The organism is Aeromonas sp. FDAARGOS 1416, assembly GCF_019048085.1.
GTDB lineage: Bacteria > Pseudomonadota > Gammaproteobacteria > Enterobacterales > Aeromonadaceae > Aeromonas > Aeromonas veronii.
On the sequence record NZ_CP077301.1, the window covers coordinates 3,352,263 to 3,375,303 of the forward strand.

Below are 23,041 nucleotides of genomic sequence, written 5' to 3' on the forward strand. Positions count from 1 at the left end.
CTGTTAGCTGACGGTAGGCTCTTCGAACAGTTGGAACTCGATCTCGCCCTGCTCCACCAACTCGCGGACCAATTGCATGACCTCCTCTCTTGCCTGTTCGACCTTTCGCAAAGAGACACTGCCCTGGTTCTGGATCTGATCGTCCAGCGCCTGAGCCATCCGTTTCGGCATAGCCCCCAGAATAACTTTGCGGAAGCCAGGGTCGGTATTCTTGAGAGCCAGTGCCAGCAATTCGCTGGGCAATTCCTGCACCAATCGCTGCAAGGTGTCGTCGCTCTGACGGCGTAACGTCATAAAGTCGAACATGTTCTTCTCGATCTCAAACGCCATATCACCATCGTGCTCACGCAGCAGGGAAAGCATCTGCTCCTTGTCACCCTGATAACGGTTGAGAATATCGGCTACCTGCCGCACCCCGTTTACCTTGGCACCGGATTGATCCGCCACATAGGTGAGGCAGCGATCCAGCGTCAGCCTGAGCTCGCCCAGCACATGTTCACTGACACTGGTGAGACTGGCGACACGCACCAACAAATCATCGTGTACCGATCCGGGCAAGGCATCTAGCACGGCGGACGCAGTCTGAGGCGGCAGGAAGGCCAGCAGCACAGCCTGCATCTGGGGATGCTCATTACGGAAGAAACGAGCTAGTACATCGGCTGGCACCCACTGCAAACGCTGGATATCCTGACTCATCACATCGCCATACAAACTGTCGAGCAGGCTGCGGGAGAGACGTTGGCCCAACGCCAGATCCAGCGTCTGCTCCAGATACTCCCGTGAGGCACTGCCAATACCGCTCTGCTCACGGTATTGATTGAAGAACTGTTGCAATGTCCATTTCGCTTCGATAGCACTGACGCCAGAGAGCGCGGCCATCTTGGATATCAACCGCTGCACCTCATCACGGGAGAGCTTCTGCATCACCTTGGCTGCTGACTCTGTCCCCATGCTCAGCAACAAGATGGCGGCCTTCTCAAGGTTGTCGATATCGATATCGACAGCACTCTGATTCAAGTTAACGCTGTTCATTGCCACTCACCCACGCTTTGAAAACCTCCGCCACGCGGGCGGTATCTTTTTCCACCAACAACTGCAAATGCTTGAGTTGCACTTCAAGTTCAGATCCCGGCTCTGGCAGTGAGTCCAAATCCAATGATGTGAATTGGGGTTCAATCTCATTGTCTGCATGGATCAAGCCACTGGACAATGTGACCGGAGGTTGAAGGTCATCACTGCGCATCGACAATCCGACGGTGGGCTCCAGATCTTCCTCAGTCTCACTCATTTCCATATCCGGCTGCTGCTGGGTACGAACCAGATGTTTCACCAGCGGACGAATACCGAAGAAGACCAGTGTCAGGCCAAGCAAACCGCCGACCAGATAACGCAGGGAGTCTTGCCAGTAAGGGGTTTCCCACCAACTGGATTCGGGCGCGGCTACTTGTACTGCACCATTGAAATCGAAGGCCTGCAGGCTGATCTGATCGCCACGCGTCTCATCGAAACCGACTGCACGCTCCACCATCTGACGGATCTGTGTCAGTTGCTCGGCACTCCAACCTCCTTCTGGTGCGATCTGCTGGTTAAGCAGAATGGAGACGTTAATTCGCTCCAGCCGCCCCTGCTGGTAACGGGTGTGCACTATGGTGCGACTGTTTTCGTACTGCTTGCTGATTTCCTGACGCTCGGTACGAGTGTCGTTCTGTTGTGTCGCGGTATTGGCATTTGCATTGCCTTTGTCAGCACCAGCCTTTTCATCTTTTGCCGCCGTTTCAGGCGGGCGGTTGGATAACGCCCCCGGGATCCCCATCGCCAGCGCATCGATGGTCTTGTCGGACTTGTTGGACTCTTGAGTCACCACACCTTGCGGATCGAGCTGCTGCTGGGTCTCTTCGACGGCATTGAAGTTCACGTCTGCCGCGATCTGCACCTTGAAATTGGTGCTGCCCAGCATGGGATAGAGCATGTCATTGGCGCGCTGACGGATATATTGTTCCAGCTTGCGGACATACTCCATCTGTTGGACGCTCTGCTTGCCAAACCCGACCTTGTCCCCCAGCTCTGCGCTGAGCAACTGGCCGGATTGATCAACCACGGTCACGGCACCAGGTTTCATTCCGGAAATACTACCCGCCACCAGGTTGGCTATCGCTTCGACCTGACCCGCTTCGATGGATTGGCCCGGTTGCATATCGAGCATTACTGACGCGCTGGGTTTCTCCTCATCGCGTCCAACGAATAGCGTGCGCTTCGGAATAGCCAGATGAACACGGGCACTGCGCACGGCATCGAGCGCTATGATGGTGCGGGCCAGCTCCCCTTCCAGGGCATGACGATAACGCGCCCCTTCCATAAATTCGCTGGTACCCAACCCGGTTACATTGTCCAGCCCTTCCAGACCCGACGGCATGGCTGCACGCACCCCTCGCGCAGCGAGTGCCATCCGGACATGAGCCAGCTGATTTTCAGGAACCAGTACCTGACCGGTGCTCTTTTCCAGACGGAAAGGTACCTGCTCTTTCTCCAGCATCTCCATGATGTTGGCGGTATCGTATAGCTCCTGTTTGCCATACAGGGGCACATAGTTTTTGCTGGAGGTCCAAAGGATAACGACTATGGTACCGGCCACAATGGCAGCCAGCAGAGCAATAGTCAGGATCGATTTATTGTCACGGGAGAGGGTACGCCAATTGCGTAGCCCCTCTTGCAACCTGATTTTGAGCGAATCAGGGGCAGCCCCCTGAGGAGATGTTACCAGTTCAGTCATCTGTTACCTCAAAGTGGCATGCGCATAATGTCGTCAAAACCGGTCATCAGCTTGTTGCGAACCTGCATCAAGGCTGAAAAACTCAAGCCGGCTTTTTGACTCGCCACCATGGCCCCCACCAGATCGTCACTCTGTCCCGCATCGACGGATGCCATCAATTTTGAGGCAATATTTTGCTGTTCATTGACACGCCCGACTACGTCGTGCATAGCATCTGAAAACGATGCTCCCGATACATCACTATTGGATTCGATGGACGGTGTCTGACTGGCGACACGCTGCATCTCCTGCATCTGTTGCAGGAGCGTCACCTGCGATGGCATCATTTGAATCTCCATTCTTTATCCCTCTGCTTGAATCTGCTGTTCAATATCAATGCCTTGCTCACGCATCGCCGCAAGCTTGTAGCGCAGTGCCCGGGTTGTCATGCCCAGTGCATCGGCTGTGCGGGTACGATGGCCACGAAAGCGGCGCAAGGTCTCTAATACAAATTGGAACTCGGCATGCCGCCGGGTTTCACTCAACCCCTCGGGAGCATGCCACGTGTCTGATGCGACTGTTTCTTCGGGAAGAATACAGTTTGGCAACATCAAATCGACGGACTGTATATGCAAACCGCGCGCCATAATTAATGCGCGTTGCATAACATTATCAAGCTCTCGCACATTTCCTGGCCATTCATAAGACAACAGCAATTGGCACGCCTGCTTACTCAGGCGATAACCCTGCTGAGGTGCATAACGCTCAAGAAAATAGTTGGCCAGAGGAATAATATCGTCAGGGCGATCACGCAATGCGGGCCAGCTCATAGGCAAAACATCAAGACGATAAAACAGATCTTCACGGAACAATCCATTAGCAACCAAAGTACGCAGATCTTTATTGCTGGCGGCAATGATACGAACATCAAGCGCAATCGTTTGATTACTACCAAGCCGCTCCACTTCTTTCTCCTGTAAAACCCGTAATAACTTTGCTTGCAAGTTCAAAGATAATTCAGATATTTCGTCCAATAACAGGGTACCCCCCTGTGCCAACTCAAACTTGCCAGGTTGGGCAGATATAGCACCGGTAAACGCACCTTTATTATGGCCAAAGAGAATAGATTCGAGCATTGTCTCAGGAATGGCAGCGCAATTAATTGCAACAAACGGTTTTTCAGACCTGACTGACATATCATGAATATAACGGGCCAACCGCTCTTTACCGGTGCCTGACTCACCACCAATCAGAATGGTGGCGGAGGTTTTGGCGGCACGTCGAGCCAGTTGCAAGACCTGCAGGCTCATGGGCGACACAGCGATAAGATTGGGGATCGCCTGACGAAGGCGTAAAGCACCACGTACAGCATCGAGCAATTGCTGGGAACGGAAGGGTTTGACAATATAATCTATAGCTCCGGCACACATGGCTTCTGCAGCAATTGCGGCCTGATGCTCATTAACCATAATGACACAATCGAGCCCTTCAAACTCATGCAGAATACGTGGCCCAAGCTCGGTCATGGCATCCATATCGAGCAATATAAGATGAACATTATTGTCAGCAATAATGCTCTTTGACTGTTTTACAGAATTAACCGTTGATACTCTAAGGCCTTCTCTGGAGAGAATATTTACAACCTCATTCCTAGCGACTAACGGTTGAATCAATAATATATGTGGTTCAGCAGAACCATCACCACACAACCCGATTTTTTTATTTATTGATAATCCCGAAGACATAGACATCTGATACCTGTGACTGTGAATAGGACAATCAATAGAGCTGAAGCATCAGACACAAAGGATCAATACAAGGTGATACTGAAAAACAGCACAACCTTGTATCCATATGGTAACGATATTGTATCCAAATTCACCTTGGTAACCCCGCTGTCATTAGCTTTCATGCTGTTAGACCGGAGGCTTTGCGTCCTGACTTTTCAGTTCAGTTTGCCCTTACAATGTGATAACACGCCCGACCTGATTGCCTAGGCGTGTAGCAACACAATTAATATTGTTTTTGTTATTTAACTTTCACACATTGCTGCGTCAATTTTCGCCACATCATATAGTATTCATACGGCAATTCAAGCAAAGGCGGAAAAAACACTTCCCCATCAGCGCATTTATCCAACAGCAATTAACCAAGTGTACCAATTACCTCTACCCGTAACTCTTCCGGTATTTCATTATAAGAAAGCACTTTGAGTCCCTTTGAAAATGATCGGGCATAACGGGCTATTAACGGTCTCAGTTGCGGCATAACAACCAACACAGGGGCATGTCCCAACTGCTGCAACTGCTCCTTCACCAACGGCATATTTTGCTGCAATTGGGCCAGCAGTTGTGGATCAACCGGGAAGCTGTCCAGCTGGATTTTGCCCTGCTGTTGTGACTGATTCATTGCAGCCAGCAATGTCTGCTCAAGGCGATCATCCAGCGTAAACGTAGCCAGCACATCCCGATTACCAATGGCCTGCCGCACAATCTGGCGCTTCAAGGCACAGCGCACATCGGATGCTAGCAAGACAGGATCTTTGGTCAGCTCGCTCGCATCCAGCAGCGTCGTGGCAACGGTTCGTATATCGGTAAGACTGACCTGCTCCTTTAGCAATTGACGAAAAACTCTCAATTGCTGCATCTGGGTCAGCGCCAGATTCAGCTCTTCAGCCAACCGGGGGGACTGACTGGCTAGGTATTGGCCCAGCTTGCCAACTTCATCGTGACCAAACAGCGCATCAAGTTGTTCACGTAACAACTTGCTGGCGTGAGTGGCAATCACGGTGGCCGAATCCACCACCGAGTAACCAAGATTAAGGGCCTTGGCCTTCTGTTCAGGGGAGATCCAGACCGCACTCATGCCGTAGGCCGGGTCCTGGGTCAACTCGCCATCTAGCGCGCCATAGGTCTCACCACTGCTGATGGCCATCAAGCGCTGACAATCCACATTCCCCGTCGCTAACGCGACGCCGGACAGCTTGATCCGGTACTGATCCGGCTGCAATTGCAGATTGTCGCGCACCCGGATCTCGGGGAGCAGAAAACCGTACTGCTCGGAGAGGGTTTTACGGATCCCGCGCACCCGGGCAAGCAGTTCAGCCCCTTTATCCGTTTCAGCCAAAGGCACCAGACGATAACCAAGCTCGATGGCGACCGTATCAACTGGCGGCAAATCCTGCCACTCCAGTGCCTGCTGTTCAGGCTGAATCATTTGACGAGTCAGCTCTTGCGCTGCATCCAGATCCGGCACATTGACGGCTCGCTTGCTGACACTCCAACCTGTCCAGGCCAGTACAGCTGCGAAACTGAGGAATGCGAGCATCGGCATCCCGGGTACCAGACCCAGGATCAGCATGATGGTTGCAGAGGTATAGATAACGCGAGGGGATGCCAGGATCTGCTGACCAACCTGATCAGCCATCTCACCCTCATCGCTGACCCGAGTCACGATAATAGCCGCAGCAGTCGACATCAGCAGGGACGGGATCTGGGCAACCAGACCATCACCAATGGTCAGCAGTGCATAGCGCTGGAAGGCCTCCGCGACGGGCAAGGCATGCTGGAAGATACCGATGGCCAACCCACCCACCAGGTTGATGATCAGCACCAACATGCCAGCTATCGCGTCACCACGAACGAACTTGGAAGCACCATCCATTGCACCATAGAAGTCTGCTTCTCGTGCGATCTCCTCACGGCGAGCCCTGGCCTGATGCTGATCCATGGTGCCGGCATTCAAATCGGCATCGATGGCCATCTGCTTGCCGGGCATAGCATCCAGAGTGAAGCGGGCGGATACTTCCGAAATCCGCTCACCACCCTTGGTGATCACCACAAAGTTGATGATCATCAAGATCACGAAGACCACCAGACCGACGACATAGTTGCCACCGATCACGACCTCACCGAATGCCTGGATGACCTTACCGGCTGCTTCATGCCCTTCGTGACCGTGCAGCAACACCACCCGGGTAGAGGCCACGTTCAGCGACAGTCGCATCAAGGTGGCCACCAGCAACACGGTTGGGAATACCGAGAAATCGAGTGGTCTGCGGGCCGAGACGGATACCAGCAACACCAGAACCGCCAACACGATGTTGAAGGTAAAGAGCGCATCCAGCAGCCAACCGGGCAGAGGCAGGATCATCATGGCCAGAATGGCCAATAACATCAGCGGAATTGCGGTATAGGATTGGGTGAATACACGCCAGTTCACAACTTACCTCTCAGGTTGACGTAACTCGGGCGGTACATATAACGGGGCAAGAGGGGTCGGTTTCCTCCCCTTGCCTGCCTCATACGCCCTTAACTGCAATACATGGTTCAATACATAGGCAACTGCCGTGTACAGCCCTGCGGGGACTTCCTGATCCACCTTGGTCGAGTGATAGATGGCTCGCGTCAACTCGGGCAAGCTCATCACCATTTTGTCATGCTGTTTGGCGACCTGACGGATCCGCTCGGCCATGCTGTCGACCCCTTTGGCAATCACGAAAGGGGCATTGGCACGAGTCGCATCATATTTTATTGCCACCGCATAATGGGTCGGGTTAACGATAATCACATCTGCCTGCGGTACCCGCTGCTCGATACGCGCGCGGGCAAGCATTCCCTGTACCTGGCGGATTTTGGCTTTGATTTCGGGACGCCCTTCGCTGTTCTTGTGCTCATCCTTGACCTCTTGTTTGGTCATCCTGAGCTGCTTGTTAAACGACCAGCGCTGATAGGGCACATCCAGCACGGCAATCAGCATCTGTACACTCCCCAGCAGAATAAATGCCTGGGAGAGGATCCGTAGCGCCTGTTCGAGGGCCGCCTGAGGGGGCATCCGGTTCATCATCAACAAGGAAGGCCATTGATGATTTAACATCAACGCCAGCGTGCCGCCGATCAGCGTCACCTTGAGCAGTGACTTCAGCAACTCCATCAGGCTGTTCTTGGAGAACATGCGCCCCAGCCCCTTCAAAGGGTTCATCTTCTCGCCACTGGGTAGCAGCTTTTTCCAGGTCAACGCCATACCGCCCGGCACTATGCTGAGCAACACCAGCATCAGAGCCAGAAAACCAAACAGGGGCAGCAGCACCCATAGCATGTTTATCAGCGCTTCCCCCAGCCAATGGATCATCATCTGCGGGTCACGGGCACCTTGCCAGTCAAAACGCTGCGGACGCTTCATCAACTCGGCAAAGAACTGGCCAAACCCCGGCACCATCCACTGCATCACCAACCCGCCAAGCAGCAGCAAACCGGCAGAACTGAGCTCTTTTGAGCGGGCGATCTGCCCCTCATCTCTCGCTTTCTGGCGTTTCTGGCTGGAGGCCTCTTCGGTTTTGTCCTGTGCGCTGTTCTGACTCATGCCGGGGTCAAGCCTCGCAGCTGCTCAAGCACATGGGTAACCAAATCCAGATAACGGGAGGGCACACCACTGATGGAGAGCGCCATGGTGAGCAACCCGAGCAACAGGGTCATGGGAAAACCGAGAGAGAAGATATTGAGCGAAGGGGCGGTCCGGTTCATCACCCCGAAGGTCAGGTTAACCATCAACATGGCGACAACGGCAGGCAACGTCAGCAACAGGGCGGCACCGATAGACCAGCCAAACAACCCGATCACACCTTTCATATCGATCAGATCCAGAGATGAACCCGGCGGCCAGCTACGCAGGCTCTGTACCAGAATATCCAGTACCACCAGGTGGCCATTCAGCCCCAGAAAGAGCAAGGCGCAGAACACCATCATGACCTGACTGATGATTGGGGCAGAATCACCGTTGACCGGATCATTCATCACCGCCATCGCGAGCCCCATCTGCATGGAGAGGATCTGCCCCGCTGTGGTCATCACCATATAGAGCAACTGGACACACAGACCAAACAGCAAACCAAACAGCAGCTGCTCCACCGCCAGGACCAGCGCACCGGCACTGAAAGGATCGACAACCGGCATATCTTTCATCATGGGGGCGAGCAGCAGGCTGATGATGAACGCCAGCATCAGGCGAACTTGCGCAGGCACCCGGGTATCCCCAAAGACCGGCATCACCCAGAATGCCATACCGATCCGGATAAAGGGCCACCACCACTGTCCCAACCATGCGGTCAGGTCAGCAGCACTGAGGGACAGCAGCGAATTCATCCGATAAACCCGGGGATTTTAAGAAAAAGATCCTGAAACAAAGTGGTGATCTGCGACAACAGCCAGTTACCCGTAAAGATAAGGGTCATCAACGTCACGATAAAACGGGGAAGAAAACTGAGCGTCTGCTCCTGGATCTGGGTGGCCGCCTGAAAAATACTGACCACCAAACCTACGATCAGGCCCGGTACAATCAGCACCGAGACCATGGTCACCACCAGATTGACCGCGCCACCAACCAGGGCAACGCTCTGCTCAGGGGTCATATCAGCCTCCCCCACCAAAGCTGGCGGCCAAGGTGCCGACGGTCATCGACCAGCCATCGACCAGCACAAACACCATCAGTTTGAAGGGTAAGGAGATGATCAGCGGGGAGAGCATCATCATCCCCATCGCCATCAAGACGCTGGCGACCACCAAATCGATCACCAGAAAGGGAATGAACAGCATAAAGCCAATCTGAAATGCGGTATTCAACTCACTCAATACAAACGCGGGCAACAGCACCCCGAAAGGCACATCCTCTTTGGCTACCGTAGTTGGTTCGCCAGAGATACGCAGCATCTGCTCCAGATCAGGTTCACGGGTCTGGGCAAGCATGAATTTGCGCAGGGGCTTTTCTGCCTTGGCGATCCCCTCTGACAGGGTTATTTCATTCTGGTCATAAGGAACAAACGCATTCTGATACATGTCCGTCCAGACCGGACGCATAATCACCACAGTCAGGATCAGACTGATGCCGATAAGCACCCGGTTGGGAGGGCTCTGCTGCAGGCCAAGTGCCTGTCTCAATATGGCCAGCACGATGATGATCCGGGTAAAACTGGTCATCATCAGTAACAAGGTCGGGAGCAGACCCAGCAGGGTCATGAAGAAGAGGATCTGCAACTTGATGTTATAGTCCTCGCCCCCTGAAGCGCCTGGCGATACCGAGAACAGGGTCATGTCCGCCCCCCAGCCGGGCAGCGAAAATAACAGCAGCGTCAGCAGCAGATAGCGCATCAGTCGTCCATGCCACCCAGCAGGTTGGTATCGATGACATCGACCAGGCGCAGACCATATTTGCCATTCACGACGACGACTTCGCCCTTGGCAAGCAGACGGCCATTCACCCGCACATCCAGCGGTTCACCTGCCAGCTTGTCCAGCTCAATGACAGCCCCCTCCTCGACGCGCATCAAATCGCCGAGCGGCACTTCGGTACTGGCCACTTCCAGCGTCACCTTGACCGGGATCTGGCGAAAGAAGGAGAGATCCCGCTGTTTGCTGCTACTGGTGGGGGCCAAATAGTCTGCTGCGCTGGGCATGCTGATGTCGTCACCAAACAGTTGATCCAGTCCATCCAGATCCAGCGGATCATTCATATTGTGCTCACTCATGATTCAATTTACTCCTCTACAACCGTCGCAACCTGATAGACCAGGCTGCCTTTGTGTTCTGCGATTCGTCCACTGAAGCAGGGACGGCTGCCAATCAGTGCTGGCACCACCTCAGGCAGGTCCAGTGACAGCACATCACCCACCTTGAGACACTCAAGATCCGCCAGCGTCATGGACAATTGGCCCATCACCACCCGCAGACGAACCGGGACATGAGTCAGAGCCTGTTCCAGCTGACCTTCCGGCAGGGAATGACTGACCGGAGAAATGGACTCCTCGGGGGGAAGCAACCACATCTGCCAGTGATGAGTGCAATTACCTGCCTGCAGGATTGCCTGCGTGGTCCAGAGCTGACGGTGGGCGATGGAATCACGTGGCACGACATGCAACTGCCACTTCAGATCCCCCAACCCCAGACAAGCACACCAGATATCAACCTGATACTGGCAAAGCCGCAATAACAGCCGCTGTTCGGTATCGGTCAACCCTTTGCCAGACTGAACATGCTCCTCTTTTTGCTGCAAGGTGCCGCCGAAAAAGAGGACCGCAAGACGATAGATGACCAGAGGTGCGATCGAGAAATAGACGGCGCGCTGTGGTTCAAGCGGACTTCTCGCCTCGACCCAGATATGAGCGTCATCTATCTCTGCCGGACCGGAAAAGGCGAACTCGCCATAATTCAGTTCGCACTCAGCACTATTAAACAGCTGGGCCATACAACTCGCAGCTTGCAGGGAAAATGTGCTCAACTGGCCATTGACCTGCTTCAAACGGGCGTGGTTTAACCGCTCGACACCCAACAGATCATAATGAGGCAGGGTTCTGCCCCGTTCTGCGCTAAGCAGCCGGGAAGGTGTGAGCATTGCGCTGCTTGATGACATTAATAATCCACCTTAACCATTTCATCTCGCCTTACTGCCACAGGGTCGCTCATCAGGCCAGCAGTGTGATAGATACAGACAGTCCAGCCGACGTATATCGACCAAAAAGGGTGAGAACTTTATTACAAATTCCAGAAAGCCGCCATGCGGTGCATCTCGGCGTGAATAATAAAAATCCCGGTGCCGTTAGGCACCGGGATTTTAGCGTGACGGTTCACGCGGAATGAGGTCGGAGTCGGCCTGTAAGCCGGGTTCTGTACCGGGTTGCCCCGGGTAGCAATCATTCCTCTAGGCCAGCAATCGCTCGCTGGCTCAAGCAACCTACCCGCCCCCAACGCGGGCCGCGCCAATAGGGGCCTATTTGGTCTTGCTTCGGGTGGAGTTTACCGTGCCACGAACTGTTGCCAGTCGCGCGGTGCGCTCTTACCGCACCCTTTCACCCTTACCTGATCCCTTGCGGGCCATCGGCGGTCTGCTCTCTGTTGCACTGGTCGTAGGCTCACGCCCCCCAGGCGTTACCTGGCACCCTGCCCTGTGAAGCCCGGACTTTCCTCCCCTCCGCCCGTCTGTCCCGAGGGACACAACGACGAAGCAGCGATTGCCCAGCCAACTCCGAGGCGCGGATTATAGCCTTGCGATACGCACGGGGTAAACCGGCAATTCCCGTTTACAGCCATTTATCGCGCTTTGGCCCCCGTTTACAGGCTGACTGATTGTCGATACAAGGGATTGCTCAGGTCAAAAAACAGTCTGACGACCTATTAACCGACTCAATAGTGCTCGAGACCGTATTTATAGAGGGCATTCTTCTTCACGCCGTGGATCTCGGCGGTCAGGGCGGCCGCTTTTTTCAGTGGCAGTTCGGTCACTAGCAACCCAAGGGTACGGATCGCTTCTGCTGGCAGATCCTCTTCCTCTTTGGAGGCGCCAGCCACGACCAGCACGATCTCGCCGCGGCAGCGGTTGTCATCCTCACCAAGCCAGGCCAGCATCTCGGAGGCTGGCAGACCATGGATCGACTCGAAGGTCTTGGTCAGCTCGCGGCACACCACCACCTGACGCTCGCCGAGAATGCGAGCAATCGCTTCCACTGTATCCTGCACACGGCGTGGGGATTCGTAGAACACCAGCGAGCGGGTGTCTTCAATAACGGCTTGCAGGCGATCGTCACGCCCCTTGCTCTTGGCAGGCAGGAAGCCCTCAAAGGCGAAGCGATCGGTGGGCAGACCGGCCGCGCTCAGGGCGGTGATGGCAGCACAGGGACCGGGCAGCGGCACCACCTTGACCCCGGCTTCACGACAGCGGGTGACCAAGTGATAACCGGGGTCGCTGATGAGCGGAGTGCCGGCATCGGAGACCAGCGCAACACTCTTGCCCTCTTTGATCCGGCCGATCAGTACATCGGCCTTCTGCTGCTCGTTGTGATCGTGCAGGGCGAAGGTCGGCACCGAGATTTGGTAGTGGCTGAGCAGGATACCGGTATGACGGGTATCTTCGGCGGCCACCAGATCGACACTGCGTAAAATGTCCAATGCACGCTGGGTGATGTCCGCCAGATTACCGATCGGAGTGGGGACTATATACAGGGTTGGGATGTCACTCATGGGATCTCCGAGTGCCCCGACAATTGTGTCGCCATATTGGCCCGTTTACACTATGGGGAACTTCAACACTGGTCGGGGAATGAACTTGAACCGGGTTACAAAGCAGCTAAGTGTATCACGACTCTTCGGCATCATACTCGCGGCAGTACTGCTCGCCGCCTGTGCGTCGGAGCCCAATCAACCGTCAGGGCAGTCAGGCATGCCCTCTGCGTTCTCCAATCTGACCAAGAATGCCCAGTGGTATCTTGAGCAGGTGGACCCCGCCAAGCCGGCCGAGGCCTTTACCTGGCAGATGCTGGCGGCACGCAGCTATCTGGCGCTGGGCCAGGCCAAACCGGCCTCGGCACTGTTCCAACAATTGCAGAAGCAGGCCAAGGATCCCGTTCAGAAGACGCAGTTGCAACTGCTGCAAGCCCATCTGTTGCTGGCGCAAGGCCACGCCAATCAGGCGCTGATCCTGCTGGAAGGCAAACCCGAGGTGGTGCTGGATGCCGATACCCAGAAGGACTGGTATCGCCAGCGCGTGGTGCTGCAGCTCGACATCAACAACAAGTTTGGCGCAGCCAAGTCGTTGATTGCACTGGAGCCCTACCTCAATCAGAGCGAGCAGGCGACCAACCATCAGCAGATCTGGTCGTTGCTCAAAAGCATGACCCCCTCCACCCTGCAAGCGCTGGAAGAGGCTCCGGCCCCTGATGTGACCACCGGCTGGTTGCGACTGGCGGCACTGGTCAACGAGTTTGGCGCCCAGCCGAACCTGCTGGCCCGCCAACTGGCAGGCTGGAAGCGCGACTTCCCCAACCATCCGGCTCAGAAGGATATGCCGGCAGGATTGGGCGATCTGGCGGCCACTGCCAGCACCTCGGTGCAACAGATCGCAGTGCTACTGCCCCTCTCCGGCAATCTGGAGCCACAGGGCGCCGCCATCCGTAACGGTATGCTGATGTCTTATAAGGAAAATCAGGGGCAATTCACCCTGAACTTCTACGACACCCAGAGCAAGTCGACCGGCGACCTTTATAAGCAGGCGATTCAGGAAGGGGCAGACATGATCATCGGCCCGCTGCTGAAAGACAGGGTCGAGGAGCTGCTCAAGGCCAATCCGACCGTGCCGGTACTGGCGCTCAACGAGCTGGACAAGCCGGTCGTCAACGACACCACCTACTACTTCTCCCTCTCTGCCGCCGCAGATGCCGCGCAGGCAGCCCAATACCTCTACACCCAGGGCTACCGCAAACCGCTGCTGATCGCCGCCCAGGGGCGGATCGGTTACAGCAGTATCAAGGCATTCGAGCAGAGCTGGGCCACCCTGAGCCAGGATAAGCCGGTCGTTGCCACCTTCGGTGCCCGCAACGAAGTACAGGGGATGGTCAAGAATGCCCTGAGCGGCCGCTCTACCGCCCGTGCTGGCGAGGTAGTGCAACTCTCTGATGCCTCACCGCGCAGCATCGATGCCGTTTATGTGGTGGCCAACAGCCTGGAAACCCGGATGATCAAGCCCTACGTGGATGTCTCGGTCAATCCGATGGGCAGCCTGCCCATCTACACCAGCTCCCGTGGCTACGACAGCGCAGCCACCGAGGTCGCCTCCGAGCTCAACGGCATGCATATCGCCGATATGCCGCTGCTGCTGGGCGGCTACGAGAAACAGCGCGAGCAGATCGCCCTGCTCTGGCCGCAGACTCAGGGTGACCTGCTGCGTCTGTTTGCCATGGGCTACGATGCCGTCAGTCTGGCTGAGAACCTGCAGCAGATGCGCAAGGTGGGCGGCATGCAGCAGGCCGGCATGAGCGGTCAGCTGAGCGTCGATGCCCAGGGCAATATCGTACGTATGCTGAGCTGGGGTACTTACCAGAACGGCAAACTGGTCGACGAGAACGCCGTTCAGCAACTGGAGGAGCCCTCCAATGAAGGAACTATGGAAACGGATGCGCCAGCAGTTGCCGAGCCTGTTCCCCTCACCAACGAGCAAGGGACAGCACTTTGAACAAGTCGCTGAACGCTGGTTGCAGGCCCGGGGCCTGCAACCGGTAGCTCGCAACTACCGCTGTCGTGGCGGTGAAATAGATCTCATCATGCACCAGGGCCAGACCCTGGTGTTTGTTGAGGTGCGCTACCGGGCCACCGGCAGCCATGGCGGGGCCGCCAGCTCGGTCACCCGCAGCAAACAGCACAAGATCATGCTGGCAGCGCGCCACTATTTGAAGCAACATGCCATCAACGAGGCCAATCAGGCCTGCCGATTCGATGTGATTGCGTTCGAAGGCGACCAGCCAGCCTGGATCCAGAACGCATTTTAAGAGGACCCTATGACTGACCGCATCAAAGAGAACTACACCGAAAGCATCCAGACCAAGATAGCCGCCGCCGAGGCGCTGCCGGATGCCATCCATACTGCAGCCCAGATGATCACCATCTGCCTGCTCAATGGCCACAAGGTGCTGGCATGCGGTAACGGTCCTTCTGCCGCACTGGCGCAACTGTTCATCTCCGAGCTGGTCAACTGCTACGAAACCCAGCGCCCCTCCCTGCCCGGTATGGCCCTGACCCCGGACATGGCGACCATCAGCGCCATCGCCACCGACCACGGTTTTGAAGAGGTCTACGCCAAGCAGATCCGCGCGCTGGGTCAGCCTGGCGACATTCTGGTGGTCATCACCACCTCCGGCCACAGCCGCAGCCTGATCAAGGCCGCCGAGGCTGCCCTCTCCCGTGACATGACCATAGTGGTGCTGAGCGGGGGGGACGGTGGCGAAATGGCTGGTCTGCTCGGCCCGAACGATGTGGAGATCCGTGTTCCCTCCGCCCGTCGCCCTCGCATTCTGGAAGTGAACCTGTTGACCCTGCACTGCCTGTGTGATCTCATCGACCAGACTCTTTTCCCGCAACAGGAAGATTGAAACCATGAAAAAGCACACTATCCTGCTCGGTCTGCTGGTTAGCACCCTGCTGCTGCAAGGCTGCGCAGCCCTGGTTGTTGGCGGCGCCGCAGGGACTGCCAAGGCCTCTGGCGATCGCCGAACGCTGGGCGCGCAATGGGATGACCAGACCATCGAGCTGAAAGCGGCCAATCTGCTGGCCGACAACAAACCGCTCAGCGCAGCCAGCAAGATCAGCGTCTACAGCAACAATGGCCGCGTCCTGCTGGTCGGCCAGACACCTTCTGACGTTTACAAGATTGAGGCGGGCAAAATTGTCAGTCGCATCGAAGGGGTTCGCCACGTCTACAACGAATTGCGCATCGGCCAACCTGTCAGTTTCACCACCCGCAGCAATGACTCCTGGATCACCTCCAAGGTGAAAGCCGATATGTTCGGCACCAAGAACTTCGACAGCACCAAGGTCAAGGTGGTCACCGAGAACGGCGAGGTGTTCCTGATTGGTCTGGTGACTCGCCAAGAGGGAGAGCAGGCAGTCAACATCGCCCGCCATGTCACCGGCGTGAAGCGCGTGATCAAGGCCTTCGAATTCGCCCAGAACTAAGCTCGACCGCACATAAAAAAACGCAGCCAATCGGCTGCGTTTTTTATTTGATCACCTTCAGGGTCGGACGACCGCTTGGACGCGGCGGTTCCGGCTCAGGCTCCACCGGCGCTTCAGCCTGCTCCAGCCAGATATCGTAACCCGGCTCGGGCGGGAACATGGTGCCCACGCCGTTCTCCCGGGCATGGATAGCCAGCACTGCCGCCATCGGGATGTAAACCTGCTGGGAGACGCCGCCAAAGCGGGCACTGAAGCTGATAGCCTCGTTATCCATGTGAAATTGCATCACGGCTCGGGGCGCGATATTCAGTACAATTTGTCCGTCCTGAGCAAACTGCATCGGCACCATCACATGGGGAATGTTGACGTTGACCACCAGATGAGGGGTCAGATCGTTGTCCAGCAACCAGTCAAAGAACGCCCGTAACAAGTACGGGCGGCTCGGTGTCATTGTCGGTTCCATGCTCATACGCCGGCACGGATCTCGCGTTCGGCTTCGGTCAGGGAAGCCTGGAAGGACTCACGCTCGAACAGACGAACCATGTAGGCCTTCAGCTCTTTGGCACCACGACCGGTCAGGTCGATGCCAAGGCTCGGCAGACGCCACAGCAGCGGTGCCATGTAGCAATCCACCAGACCGAACTCTTCGCTCATGAAATAGGGCATTTCACCGAAGATCGGCGCGATGGCCAGCAGGTTGTCACGCAGTTCGTTGCGTGCCGCTTCAGCATCGGTTCCGGCCATGATCTTGTCGGCCAGGGAGTACCAGTCCAGCTCGATGCGGTGCATCATCAGACGGCTGTTACCACGGGCAACCGGGTAAACAGGCATCAGGGGCGGATGCGGGAAGCGCTCGTCCAGATACTCCATGATGATGCGCGAGGTGTAGAGTGCCAGCTCACGATCAACCAGGGTCGGTACAGAGTTGTACGGGTTCAGCTCGGCCAGCTCATCCGGCAGATTGGCTGGATCAACCTGGCAGATATCCACGCTAACACCCTTCTCCGCCAGGACAATACGCACCTGATGGCTGAACATATCGTTGGCACCGGAAAACAGCGTCATTACCGAACGCTTATTGGCAGCTACAGCCATTGAACCCTCCCGTCATTAAAAAGCAGAAACGGCAATGAAGCATCTTGGTCTTCATTGCCGTGCATTATATTACCCGTATCTGGTCGCTTAGTGAACGTCGCGCCAGAATTCCTTCTTCAACAGCACAGTGAAGATGAAGAAGATCACAATGAATCCAAGCACCCAGAAGCCCATGCGTTCACGCTCCTGTTGTACCGGTTCAGCCGAGTAGACCAAGAAGTTTACCAGATCCAGTACCGTCTGATCATACTCTTCGTCATCCATTTCACCATTACCATCAGATTTGATGCTGACAACCTGCTGGGTTTCCACTCCGTCGACCGTGTGAGTAGCGAACTCGGCACGGGGGGTTCCCTGCAACGGCTCCAGCACATGGGGCATGCCCACGGATGGGAACACGGCGTTGTTCACCCCGAACGGACGGGTCTCATCCACGTAGAAGGAACGCAGATAGGTGTAGATCCAGTCTGCACCGCGTACCCGAGCAACCAGAGTCAGATCGGGGGGCGGCGCACCAAACCACTTGGCGGCATCCTTCTCTGACATGGCGCTTTTCATCAGGTCACCGACCTTTGCGCCGGTGAAAATCAGGTTCTCTTTCATCAAATCTTCGGGGATCCCGAGATCTTCTGCGACCCGGTTATAACGCTGATACTGGGTGGAGTGGCATCCGGCGCAATAGTTCATGAAGGTGGCCGCGCCGCGTTGCAGCGATGCCTTGTCACTCAGATCGTAATTGGCTTTGTCCAGATGAACAGCTCCGCCACTTGCAAATACCAGAGATGGCAGCAGGGTCAGCACTGCAAATATTATTCTTTTCATTTAAATGTCACCCTCTCCGGCAGCGGCTTGGTGCTTTCATTCTTGCTATAGAAGAACAGCAGGACGAAGAACCCGAAATATCCCAGTGAACAGATCTGGGCAACCAGCGTCAACGTCGGCGTCGATGGCAGCACCCCCAACACCCCCAGGATGATGAAGCAGACCACAAACTGGGCAATGTTCAGCTTGTGCAGCATGCTGCGATAACGCACCGAGCGCACCTTGCAGCGATCTAGCCACGGCAGCAGGAACAGTACCACGATGGAGAGACCCATCATGATGACGCCAAGCAGCTTGTCCGGCACCGCCCGCAAAATGGCGTAAAACGGCGTGAAGTACCACACAGGCGCAATGTGCTCCGGAGTTTTCAGACCGTTAGCCACTTCAAAGTTCGGTTTCTCGAGGAAGTAACCCCACATATCCGGCTTGAAGAAGATGATGGCGCAGAAGAAGAACAGGAAGCCAGCCACACCGATCATATCCTTGACGGTGAAGTAAGGGTGGAACGCCACCGCATCCAGCGGCCAGCCGTTCTCGTCCTTGTGCTTCTTGATGTCGATACCATCCGGGTTGTTGGAGCCCACTTCGTGCAGCGCCAGAATGTGCATGGCAACCAGCATCACCAGCACCAGCGGCAACGCGATGACATGCAGCGCGAAGAAGCGGTTCAGGGTCGCACCGGAGATCACGTAGTCACCACGGATCCACAGGGTCAGATCGTCACCGATGACCGGAATGGCGCCAAACAGCGAGATGATGACCTGGGCACCCCAGAATGACATCTGACCCCAGGGCAGCAAGTAGCCCATAAAGGCCTCTGCCATCAGCACCAGGAAGATCAGCATGCCGAAGATCCACAGCAGCTCACGAGGCTTCTGATAAGAGCCATAGATCATGCCGCGGAACATGTGCATGTAAACCACGATGAAGAATGCAGACGCGCCGGTTGAGTGCATGTAACGCAGCAGCCAGCCGTACTCCACATCGCGCATGATGTACTCCACGGAGGCAAACGCACCTTCCGCGGAGGGGTTGTAGTTCATGGTCAGCCAGATACCGGTGATGATCTGGTTAACCAGCACCAGCATGGCCAGCGAGCCGAAGAAGTACCAGAAGTTCAGGTTCTTCGGTGCCGGATACTTGGCCATGTGGTCGTTGTACATGGCCGTGAGCGGGAATCGATAATCGATCCAGCCCATCAGTTTACTCAACATGGTCAGGCCTCCTTGCCATCGGCACCGACCTGGATGGTGGTGTCATTAATGAATTGATAGGGCGGAATGACCAGGTTCAGCGGTGCAGGCACCCCCTGGAACACACGGCCGGCCATGTCGAACTTGGAGCCATGGCACGGGCAGAAGAAGCCGGACGTAACGCCCTGCACCTGCTCGCCAAAGCTGTCAGGCAGATAGGAAGGTGAACACCCCAAGTGGGTGCAAATACCGACCGCGACAAAAATTTCGGGCTTGATCGATCTGTACCCGTTATGGGCATAGTCAGGCTGCTGCGGCTCTTCAGATGAGGGATCCCGCAGCTTGTCATCATGCGCGGCTAAGGCATCCAGCGTCTGTTTGGTGCGTTTCACCACCCAGACAGGCTTGCCTCGCCACTCGACACGGATGAGCTGACCCGGTTCCAACTTGCTGATATCGACTTCAACCGGCGCACCGGCTGCTTTGGCCTTGGCGCTCGGATTCCATGACTTTATAAACGGCACTGCGGTAAACGCAGCTCCTACCCCACCAACGGCAACCGTTGACCAGGTAAGAAATCTGCGGCGACCGGTATCAACTGGCGCATTGCTCATCCAAAAACTCTCCCATGTGGACTCCGCACATTCTTATAGTGTCCCTGTTCCCCATTTTTCCCGTGACAACAGCGGCGGAAGCTGGATTTACAATTGCCACAGAAAACAGGGGAAATTTTAAAGAAAAGATAACAACTTGACAAGAAAGAGCGGTGAGCAATGAAAACAATAAAGAAACAATTTTTTGTCTTTTGTGACGCGTGGTTAGCATTGATGTCGGTAATATTACCAATAAAAAAAGCCTGGCGATTGCCAGGCTTTTTTGACACTCGAAAGAGTGAGTACCAAAAGCGAATTAACGCTTGGAGTACTGCGGACGCTTACGAGCTTTGTGCAGACCAACTTTCTTACGCTCAACCTTACGGGCATCACGAGTAACAAAGCCAGCTTTACGCAGTTCGGAACGCAGGGTTTCGTCGTACTGCATCAGAGCACGAGTGATACCGTGGCGGATCGCACCAGCTTGACCGGAGATGCCACCACCGTTAACGGTGATGTACAGGTCCAGTTTCTCGGTCATCTCAACCAGTTCCAGCGGCTGACGAACTACCATGCGGGCAGTCGGACGGCCGAAGTACTGCTCCAGGGAGCGCTGGTTGATTACGATCTTGCCGCTACCCGCTTTGATAAATACGCGAGCAGTGGAGCTTTTGCGACGGCCGGTACCGTAGTATTGATTTTCTGCCATGTTGCCAGTTCCCGATTAGATATCCAGTACTTGAGGTTGCTGAGCAGCATGAGCATGCTCGGCGCCTGCGTAAACTTTCAGTTTACGGAACATGGCACGGCCCAGAGGACCTTTCGGCAGCATGCCTTTGACGGCTGCTTCGATTACCATTTCCGGTTTACGCTGAATCAGCTTGTCGAAGCTGATTGACTTGATACCACCCGGGAAACCGGAGTGAGCGTGGTACATTTTGTCGGTAAATTTCTTACCGGTTACGTGTACCTTCTCAGCGTTTACAACGATGATGTAATCACCGGTGTCAACGTGCGGAGTGTACTCAGCTTTGTGCTTACCACGCAGACGAGCAGCGATCTCGGTTGCGATACGACCCAGAGTTTTACCTTCTGCGTCCACAATGTACCAGTCACGTTTTACGGTTTCTGGCTTGGCAACGAAAGTTTTCATTAAGTTAAACCCAATTACCTGTTACAGACCCAATTGCTTATGGGGGCTCTCCCACAAACAACAAACGATGGCCTACCTGTACCCCTTCGAATACAAGTAAAGCTTAAAGTGTTGCTGTCTTATCGACAGCTGTAACGTGGGCCGGGCGATTATAAGTGAAGTTGCCTTAAATATCACCTGCTAATTTCACTGCCATGAAACCAGCAAATGTCGCCCGGCCCTACCTGCCGCAGATGCCCATCCGACTGGCAGGCGCGGTATTGTGACTAAGGAAGGTGCACTCTGGCAAGGTATTCGTGCGATTGCATTTCCTGAAGCCGCGAAAGACAGCGTTTGAATTCGAAATTCAGCAGCCCTTCGCCGTAGAGTTCTGTCATGGGAACCGCTGCCGACATGATGAGTTTGACGTGCCGTTCGTAAAACTCATCGACCATGGCAATGAAGCGGCGAGCCACGTCATCCGTGCCTGTGCCCATTGGCTGCACATTGGCCAGCAGAACGGTGTGGAACAGCCTGGCCAGCTCGATATAGTCGTTCTGGGAGCGGGGAGTACAGCAAAGTTGCTCAAATTCCATATAGAGCACCCCTTCCCCCATCCCGAGCGACTTCAGCTGACGATGATTGACCTCGAACGTCCCCTCGCAAGCAGCGTGCCCACCGGTTAATTGCTGAAAATAGTGGTCAAGATTGGCTTTTGCCTGCAAGTCCAGCGGGCAGTGATAAATCTCCGCTTGTTCCAGCGTACGCAGGCGATAGTCGATGCCGCCGTCCACGTTAAGTATTTCGCAATGGCGCTCGATAAGCTCAATGGCTGGCAGAAAACGGGCTCGCTGCAAGCCGTTGTGGTAAAGATCCTTTGGCGGAATGTTTGAGGTTGCCACCAGCACGACGCCGTGACCGAACAACTCCTGAAACAGCGTGCCCAACAACATGGCATCTGTAATGTCCGAGACGAAAAATTCGTCGAAACAGATGATGTCTGTCTCGCTGGCAAGCTTGCTGGCCACCAGCTTGAGGGGATCGGACTGCCCGCTCAGCCCCTGCAGTTCATCGTGAATGCGGTGCATGAAGCGGTGGAAATGGCTGCGCATCTTGCGCGTCCCAGGCAGGCTGTCGAAAAAAGTATCCATCAGCCAGGTCTTGCCTCGGCCCACTCCGCCCCACATATAGATACCCAGGACGGGCTCCGGCGGCTTGGGCTTTTGCAGCCAACCCAGCAGCCCTCGAGATCTGGTCGGAGTCGGGCGTCGTAGCAAATCCTGATACAGTCGCTCCAGCCTGCTAATGGCCATCCCCTGCGCGGGGTCGGCCACAAAGCCGGGGCGCAGCAGATCCTGCTGGTATTTTTGCTGCGGTGTCATCCTTGAGCGCCTCTCCAAGTCCCTGAATCGAGGACAAAATGGTATCACGGCCTCAGGACGCACGGTATAGTGCCATCAAGGCATGGCGGTTATGACGACCGCATAAACCCACTCTGTTTTAGCTGTAACAAGGAGCATCTATGAGTCTGTTAACTGGGATCCTGCTGGCTGTCGCGGCCTTGATTATCGGTATCGTTCTCGGCCGTTTTTCGGTGCGTAGCCGCGATGCTGGCCGTCTCGAACAGGAGCTGAAGAAGGCCCACAAGGAGCTCGAGAGTTATCAGGGCCAGATCAACACCCACTTCGCCGACAGTGCCGCCCTGATGGAGCAACTGGCCGAGCAGTATCAGACCCTCTATCGCCACATGGCCGAGCAGAGCAAATTCCTGGCCAAGGCGCAGGAACCGCTGTTCCGCGAATCATTGGTAGAAGAAACCCCTGCCAATGTGGCAGAAGAGCCGGGCGTTCCGCCTCGCGACTATGCTGGCGCCTCTTCCGGACTGCTCAAGCAACCAAACTAGTTCCTCGCGGAACTAATTGGCCAGTCCCGTGGTCTGACCTTGACGATTGCAATGCAACTTTTTCTGG

25 protein-coding genes, 1 other RNA gene and 1 riboswitch are annotated in these 23,041 nt (G+C 55.4%); of the genes, 5 read left to right on the forward strand and 21 right to left on the reverse strand.

Annotated features, from left to right (window positions below; all coding sequences use genetic code 11):
* Positions 1 to 3: 3 nt before the first annotated feature.
* From fliGL to rsmI, 13 genes are all read right to left on the reverse strand, one after another.
* Positions 4 to 1,032: a lateral flagellar motor switch protein FliGL gene (gene fliGL / locus I6L46_RS15085; RefSeq protein ID WP_040068863.1), complete on the reverse strand. Its 1,029-nt coding sequence runs from the start codon at positions 1,030 to 1,032 to the stop codon at positions 4 to 6.
* Entirely contained in the window at positions 1,019 to 2,761 is a 1,743-nt protein-coding gene (gene fliFL, locus I6L46_RS15090) for a lateral flagellar M-ring protein FliFL (RefSeq protein WP_201986437.1), read from the reverse strand. Before fliFL ends, fliGL begins: the two co-directional genes overlap by 14 nt.
* A 17-nt stretch (positions 2,762 to 2,778) precedes the next feature.
* Positions 2,779 to 3,108, reverse strand: coding sequence for a lateral flagellar hook-basal body complex protein LfiE (lfiE, locus tag I6L46_RS15095; protein WP_216976193.1), 330 nt, complete (start codon positions 3,106 to 3,108; stop codon positions 2,779 to 2,781).
* 3 nt (positions 3,109 to 3,111) lie between these two features.
* On the reverse strand, positions 3,112 to 4,494 hold the full coding sequence (gene lafK, locus I6L46_RS15100) for a sigma-54 dependent transcriptional regulator (RefSeq protein ID WP_216978060.1): 1,383 nt from the start codon (positions 4,492 to 4,494) through the stop codon (positions 3,112 to 3,114).
* Positions 4,495 to 4,631: 137 nt separating this feature from the next.
* A riboswitch (cyclic di-GMP riboswitch) is annotated at positions 4,632 to 4,719 on the reverse strand.
* A gap of 175 nt (positions 4,720 to 4,894) precedes the next feature.
* Positions 4,895 to 6,970, reverse strand: a complete 2,076-nt coding sequence (gene lfhA / locus I6L46_RS15105) for a lateral flagellar biosynthesis protein LfhA (protein ID WP_216976196.1) — start codon at positions 6,968 to 6,970, stop codon at positions 4,895 to 4,897.
* Positions 6,971 to 6,973: 3 nt separating this feature from the next.
* Positions 6,974 to 8,110, reverse strand: coding sequence for a flagellar biosynthesis protein FlhB (gene flhB, locus I6L46_RS15110; RefSeq protein WP_216976197.1), 1,137 nt, complete (start codon positions 8,108 to 8,110; stop codon positions 6,974 to 6,976).
* Positions 8,107 to 8,889 carry a lateral flagellar biosynthetic protein LfiR gene (lfiR, locus tag I6L46_RS15115; RefSeq protein WP_005336245.1) on the reverse strand — a complete coding sequence of 261 codons (783 nt, stop codon included), beginning with the start codon at positions 8,887 to 8,889 and terminating at the stop codon, positions 8,107 to 8,109. Before lfiR ends, flhB begins: the two co-directional genes overlap by 4 nt.
* Positions 8,886 to 9,155, reverse strand: a complete 270-nt coding sequence (gene fliQ, locus I6L46_RS15120; RefSeq protein WP_005336246.1) for a flagellar biosynthesis protein FliQ — start codon at positions 9,153 to 9,155, stop codon at positions 8,886 to 8,888. Before fliQ ends, lfiR begins: the two co-directional genes overlap by 4 nt.
* Before the next feature lies 1 nt (position 9,156).
* Positions 9,157 to 9,891: a flagellar type III secretion system pore protein FliP gene (fliP, locus tag I6L46_RS15125; protein ID WP_005336248.1), complete on the reverse strand. Its 735-nt coding sequence runs from the start codon at positions 9,889 to 9,891 to the stop codon at positions 9,157 to 9,159.
* Entirely contained in the window at positions 9,891 to 10,268 is a 378-nt protein-coding gene (gene lfiN, locus I6L46_RS15130; RefSeq protein ID WP_019444828.1) for a lateral flagellar motor switch protein LfiN, read from the reverse strand. Before lfiN ends, fliP begins: the two co-directional genes overlap by 1 nt.
* Positions 10,269 to 10,276: 8 nt before the next feature.
* Positions 10,277 to 11,149: a lateral flagellar motor switch protein LfiM gene (lfiM, locus tag I6L46_RS15135; RefSeq protein WP_216976199.1), complete on the reverse strand. Its 873-nt coding sequence runs from the start codon at positions 11,147 to 11,149 to the stop codon at positions 10,277 to 10,279.
* Positions 11,150 to 11,376: 227 nt separating this feature from the next.
* An RNA gene (rnpB, locus tag I6L46_RS15140) (RNase P RNA component class A) lies at positions 11,377 to 11,763 on the reverse strand.
* A gap of 156 nt (positions 11,764 to 11,919) precedes the next feature.
* Positions 11,920 to 12,753 carry a 16S rRNA (cytidine(1402)-2'-O)-methyltransferase gene (gene rsmI / locus I6L46_RS15145; RefSeq protein WP_005336254.1) on the reverse strand — a complete coding sequence of 278 codons (834 nt, stop codon included), beginning with the start codon at positions 12,751 to 12,753 and terminating at the stop codon, positions 11,920 to 11,922.
* 199 nt (positions 12,754 to 12,952) lie between these two features.
* Between rsmI and I6L46_RS15150 the strand changes: the two genes are divergently transcribed.
* The 4 genes from I6L46_RS15150 to dolP are packed head-to-tail and all read left to right on the forward strand — an operon-like array spanning position 12,953 to position 16,236.
* Positions 12,953 to 14,740, forward strand: a complete 1,788-nt coding sequence (locus I6L46_RS15150; RefSeq protein WP_254203105.1) for a penicillin-binding protein activator — start codon at positions 12,953 to 12,955, stop codon at positions 14,738 to 14,740.
* Positions 14,661 to 15,053, forward strand: coding sequence for a YraN family protein (locus tag I6L46_RS15155; protein WP_085941981.1), 393 nt, complete (start codon positions 14,661 to 14,663; stop codon positions 15,051 to 15,053). Before I6L46_RS15150 ends, I6L46_RS15155 begins: the two co-directional genes overlap by 80 nt.
* Before the next feature lie 9 nt (positions 15,054 to 15,062).
* Positions 15,063 to 15,653 carry an SIS domain-containing protein gene (locus tag I6L46_RS15160; RefSeq protein WP_005336275.1) on the forward strand — a complete coding sequence of 197 codons (591 nt, stop codon included), beginning with the start codon at positions 15,063 to 15,065 and terminating at the stop codon, positions 15,651 to 15,653.
* 4 nt (positions 15,654 to 15,657) lie between these two features.
* Complete coding sequence (dolP, locus tag I6L46_RS15165) at positions 15,658 to 16,236, forward strand: division/outer membrane stress-associated lipid-binding lipoprotein (RefSeq protein WP_042053505.1); 579 nt, start codon at positions 15,658 to 15,660, stop codon at positions 16,234 to 16,236.
* A 43-nt stretch (positions 16,237 to 16,279) separates the two neighbouring features.
* Here dolP and I6L46_RS15170 read toward each other — a convergent pair whose 3' ends face one another.
* The 8 genes from I6L46_RS15170 to zapE all read right to left on the reverse strand — a co-directional run bounded on the left by I6L46_RS15170 (position 16,280) and on the right by zapE (position 22,453).
* The gene (locus I6L46_RS15170) at positions 16,280 to 16,705 is read right to left on the reverse strand and encodes a ClpXP protease specificity-enhancing factor (RefSeq protein WP_005336278.1); all 426 of its coding nucleotides are present in this window, start codon (positions 16,703 to 16,705) and stop codon (positions 16,280 to 16,282) included.
* On the reverse strand, positions 16,702 to 17,331 hold the full coding sequence (gene sspA / locus I6L46_RS15175; RefSeq protein WP_005336279.1) for a stringent starvation protein SspA: 630 nt from the start codon (positions 17,329 to 17,331) through the stop codon (positions 16,702 to 16,704). The genes I6L46_RS15170 and sspA overlap by 4 nt, the downstream gene beginning before the upstream one ends.
* 87 nt (positions 17,332 to 17,418) lie before the next feature.
* Complete coding sequence (locus I6L46_RS15180; protein ID WP_005336280.1) at positions 17,419 to 18,153, reverse strand: cytochrome c1; 735 nt, start codon at positions 18,151 to 18,153, stop codon at positions 17,419 to 17,421.
* Positions 18,150 to 19,367 (reverse strand): cytochrome bc complex cytochrome b subunit, encoded by a 1,218-nt coding sequence (locus tag I6L46_RS15185; RefSeq protein WP_005336282.1) that lies wholly within the window; start codon positions 19,365 to 19,367, stop codon positions 18,150 to 18,152. The genes I6L46_RS15180 and I6L46_RS15185 overlap by 4 nt, the downstream gene beginning before the upstream one ends.
* Positions 19,368 to 19,369: 2 nt before the next feature.
* Complete coding sequence (petA, locus tag I6L46_RS15190) at positions 19,370 to 19,960, reverse strand: ubiquinol-cytochrome c reductase iron-sulfur subunit (protein WP_005336284.1); 591 nt, start codon at positions 19,958 to 19,960, stop codon at positions 19,370 to 19,372.
* 295 nt (positions 19,961 to 20,255) lie between these two features.
* Complete coding sequence (gene rpsI, locus I6L46_RS15195; protein ID WP_005336286.1) at positions 20,256 to 20,648, reverse strand: 30S ribosomal protein S9; 393 nt, start codon at positions 20,646 to 20,648, stop codon at positions 20,256 to 20,258.
* 15 nt (positions 20,649 to 20,663) lie between these two features.
* The gene (rplM, locus tag I6L46_RS15200) at positions 20,664 to 21,092 is read right to left on the reverse strand and encodes a 50S ribosomal protein L13 (protein ID WP_005336289.1); all 429 of its coding nucleotides are present in this window, start codon (positions 21,090 to 21,092) and stop codon (positions 20,664 to 20,666) included.
* Positions 21,093 to 21,358: 266 nt separating this feature from the next.
* Entirely contained in the window at positions 21,359 to 22,453 is a 1,095-nt protein-coding gene (gene zapE, locus I6L46_RS15205; RefSeq protein ID WP_216976203.1) for a cell division protein ZapE, read from the reverse strand.
* Between the two features lie 140 nt (positions 22,454 to 22,593).
* Here zapE and I6L46_RS15210 point away from each other — a divergent pair, with 140 nt between their 5' ends.
* Positions 22,594 to 22,974: a YhcB family protein gene (locus I6L46_RS15210; protein WP_201996575.1), complete on the forward strand. Its 381-nt coding sequence runs from the start codon at positions 22,594 to 22,596 to the stop codon at positions 22,972 to 22,974.
* The last annotated feature ends 67 nt before the right edge of the window (positions 22,975 to 23,041 follow it).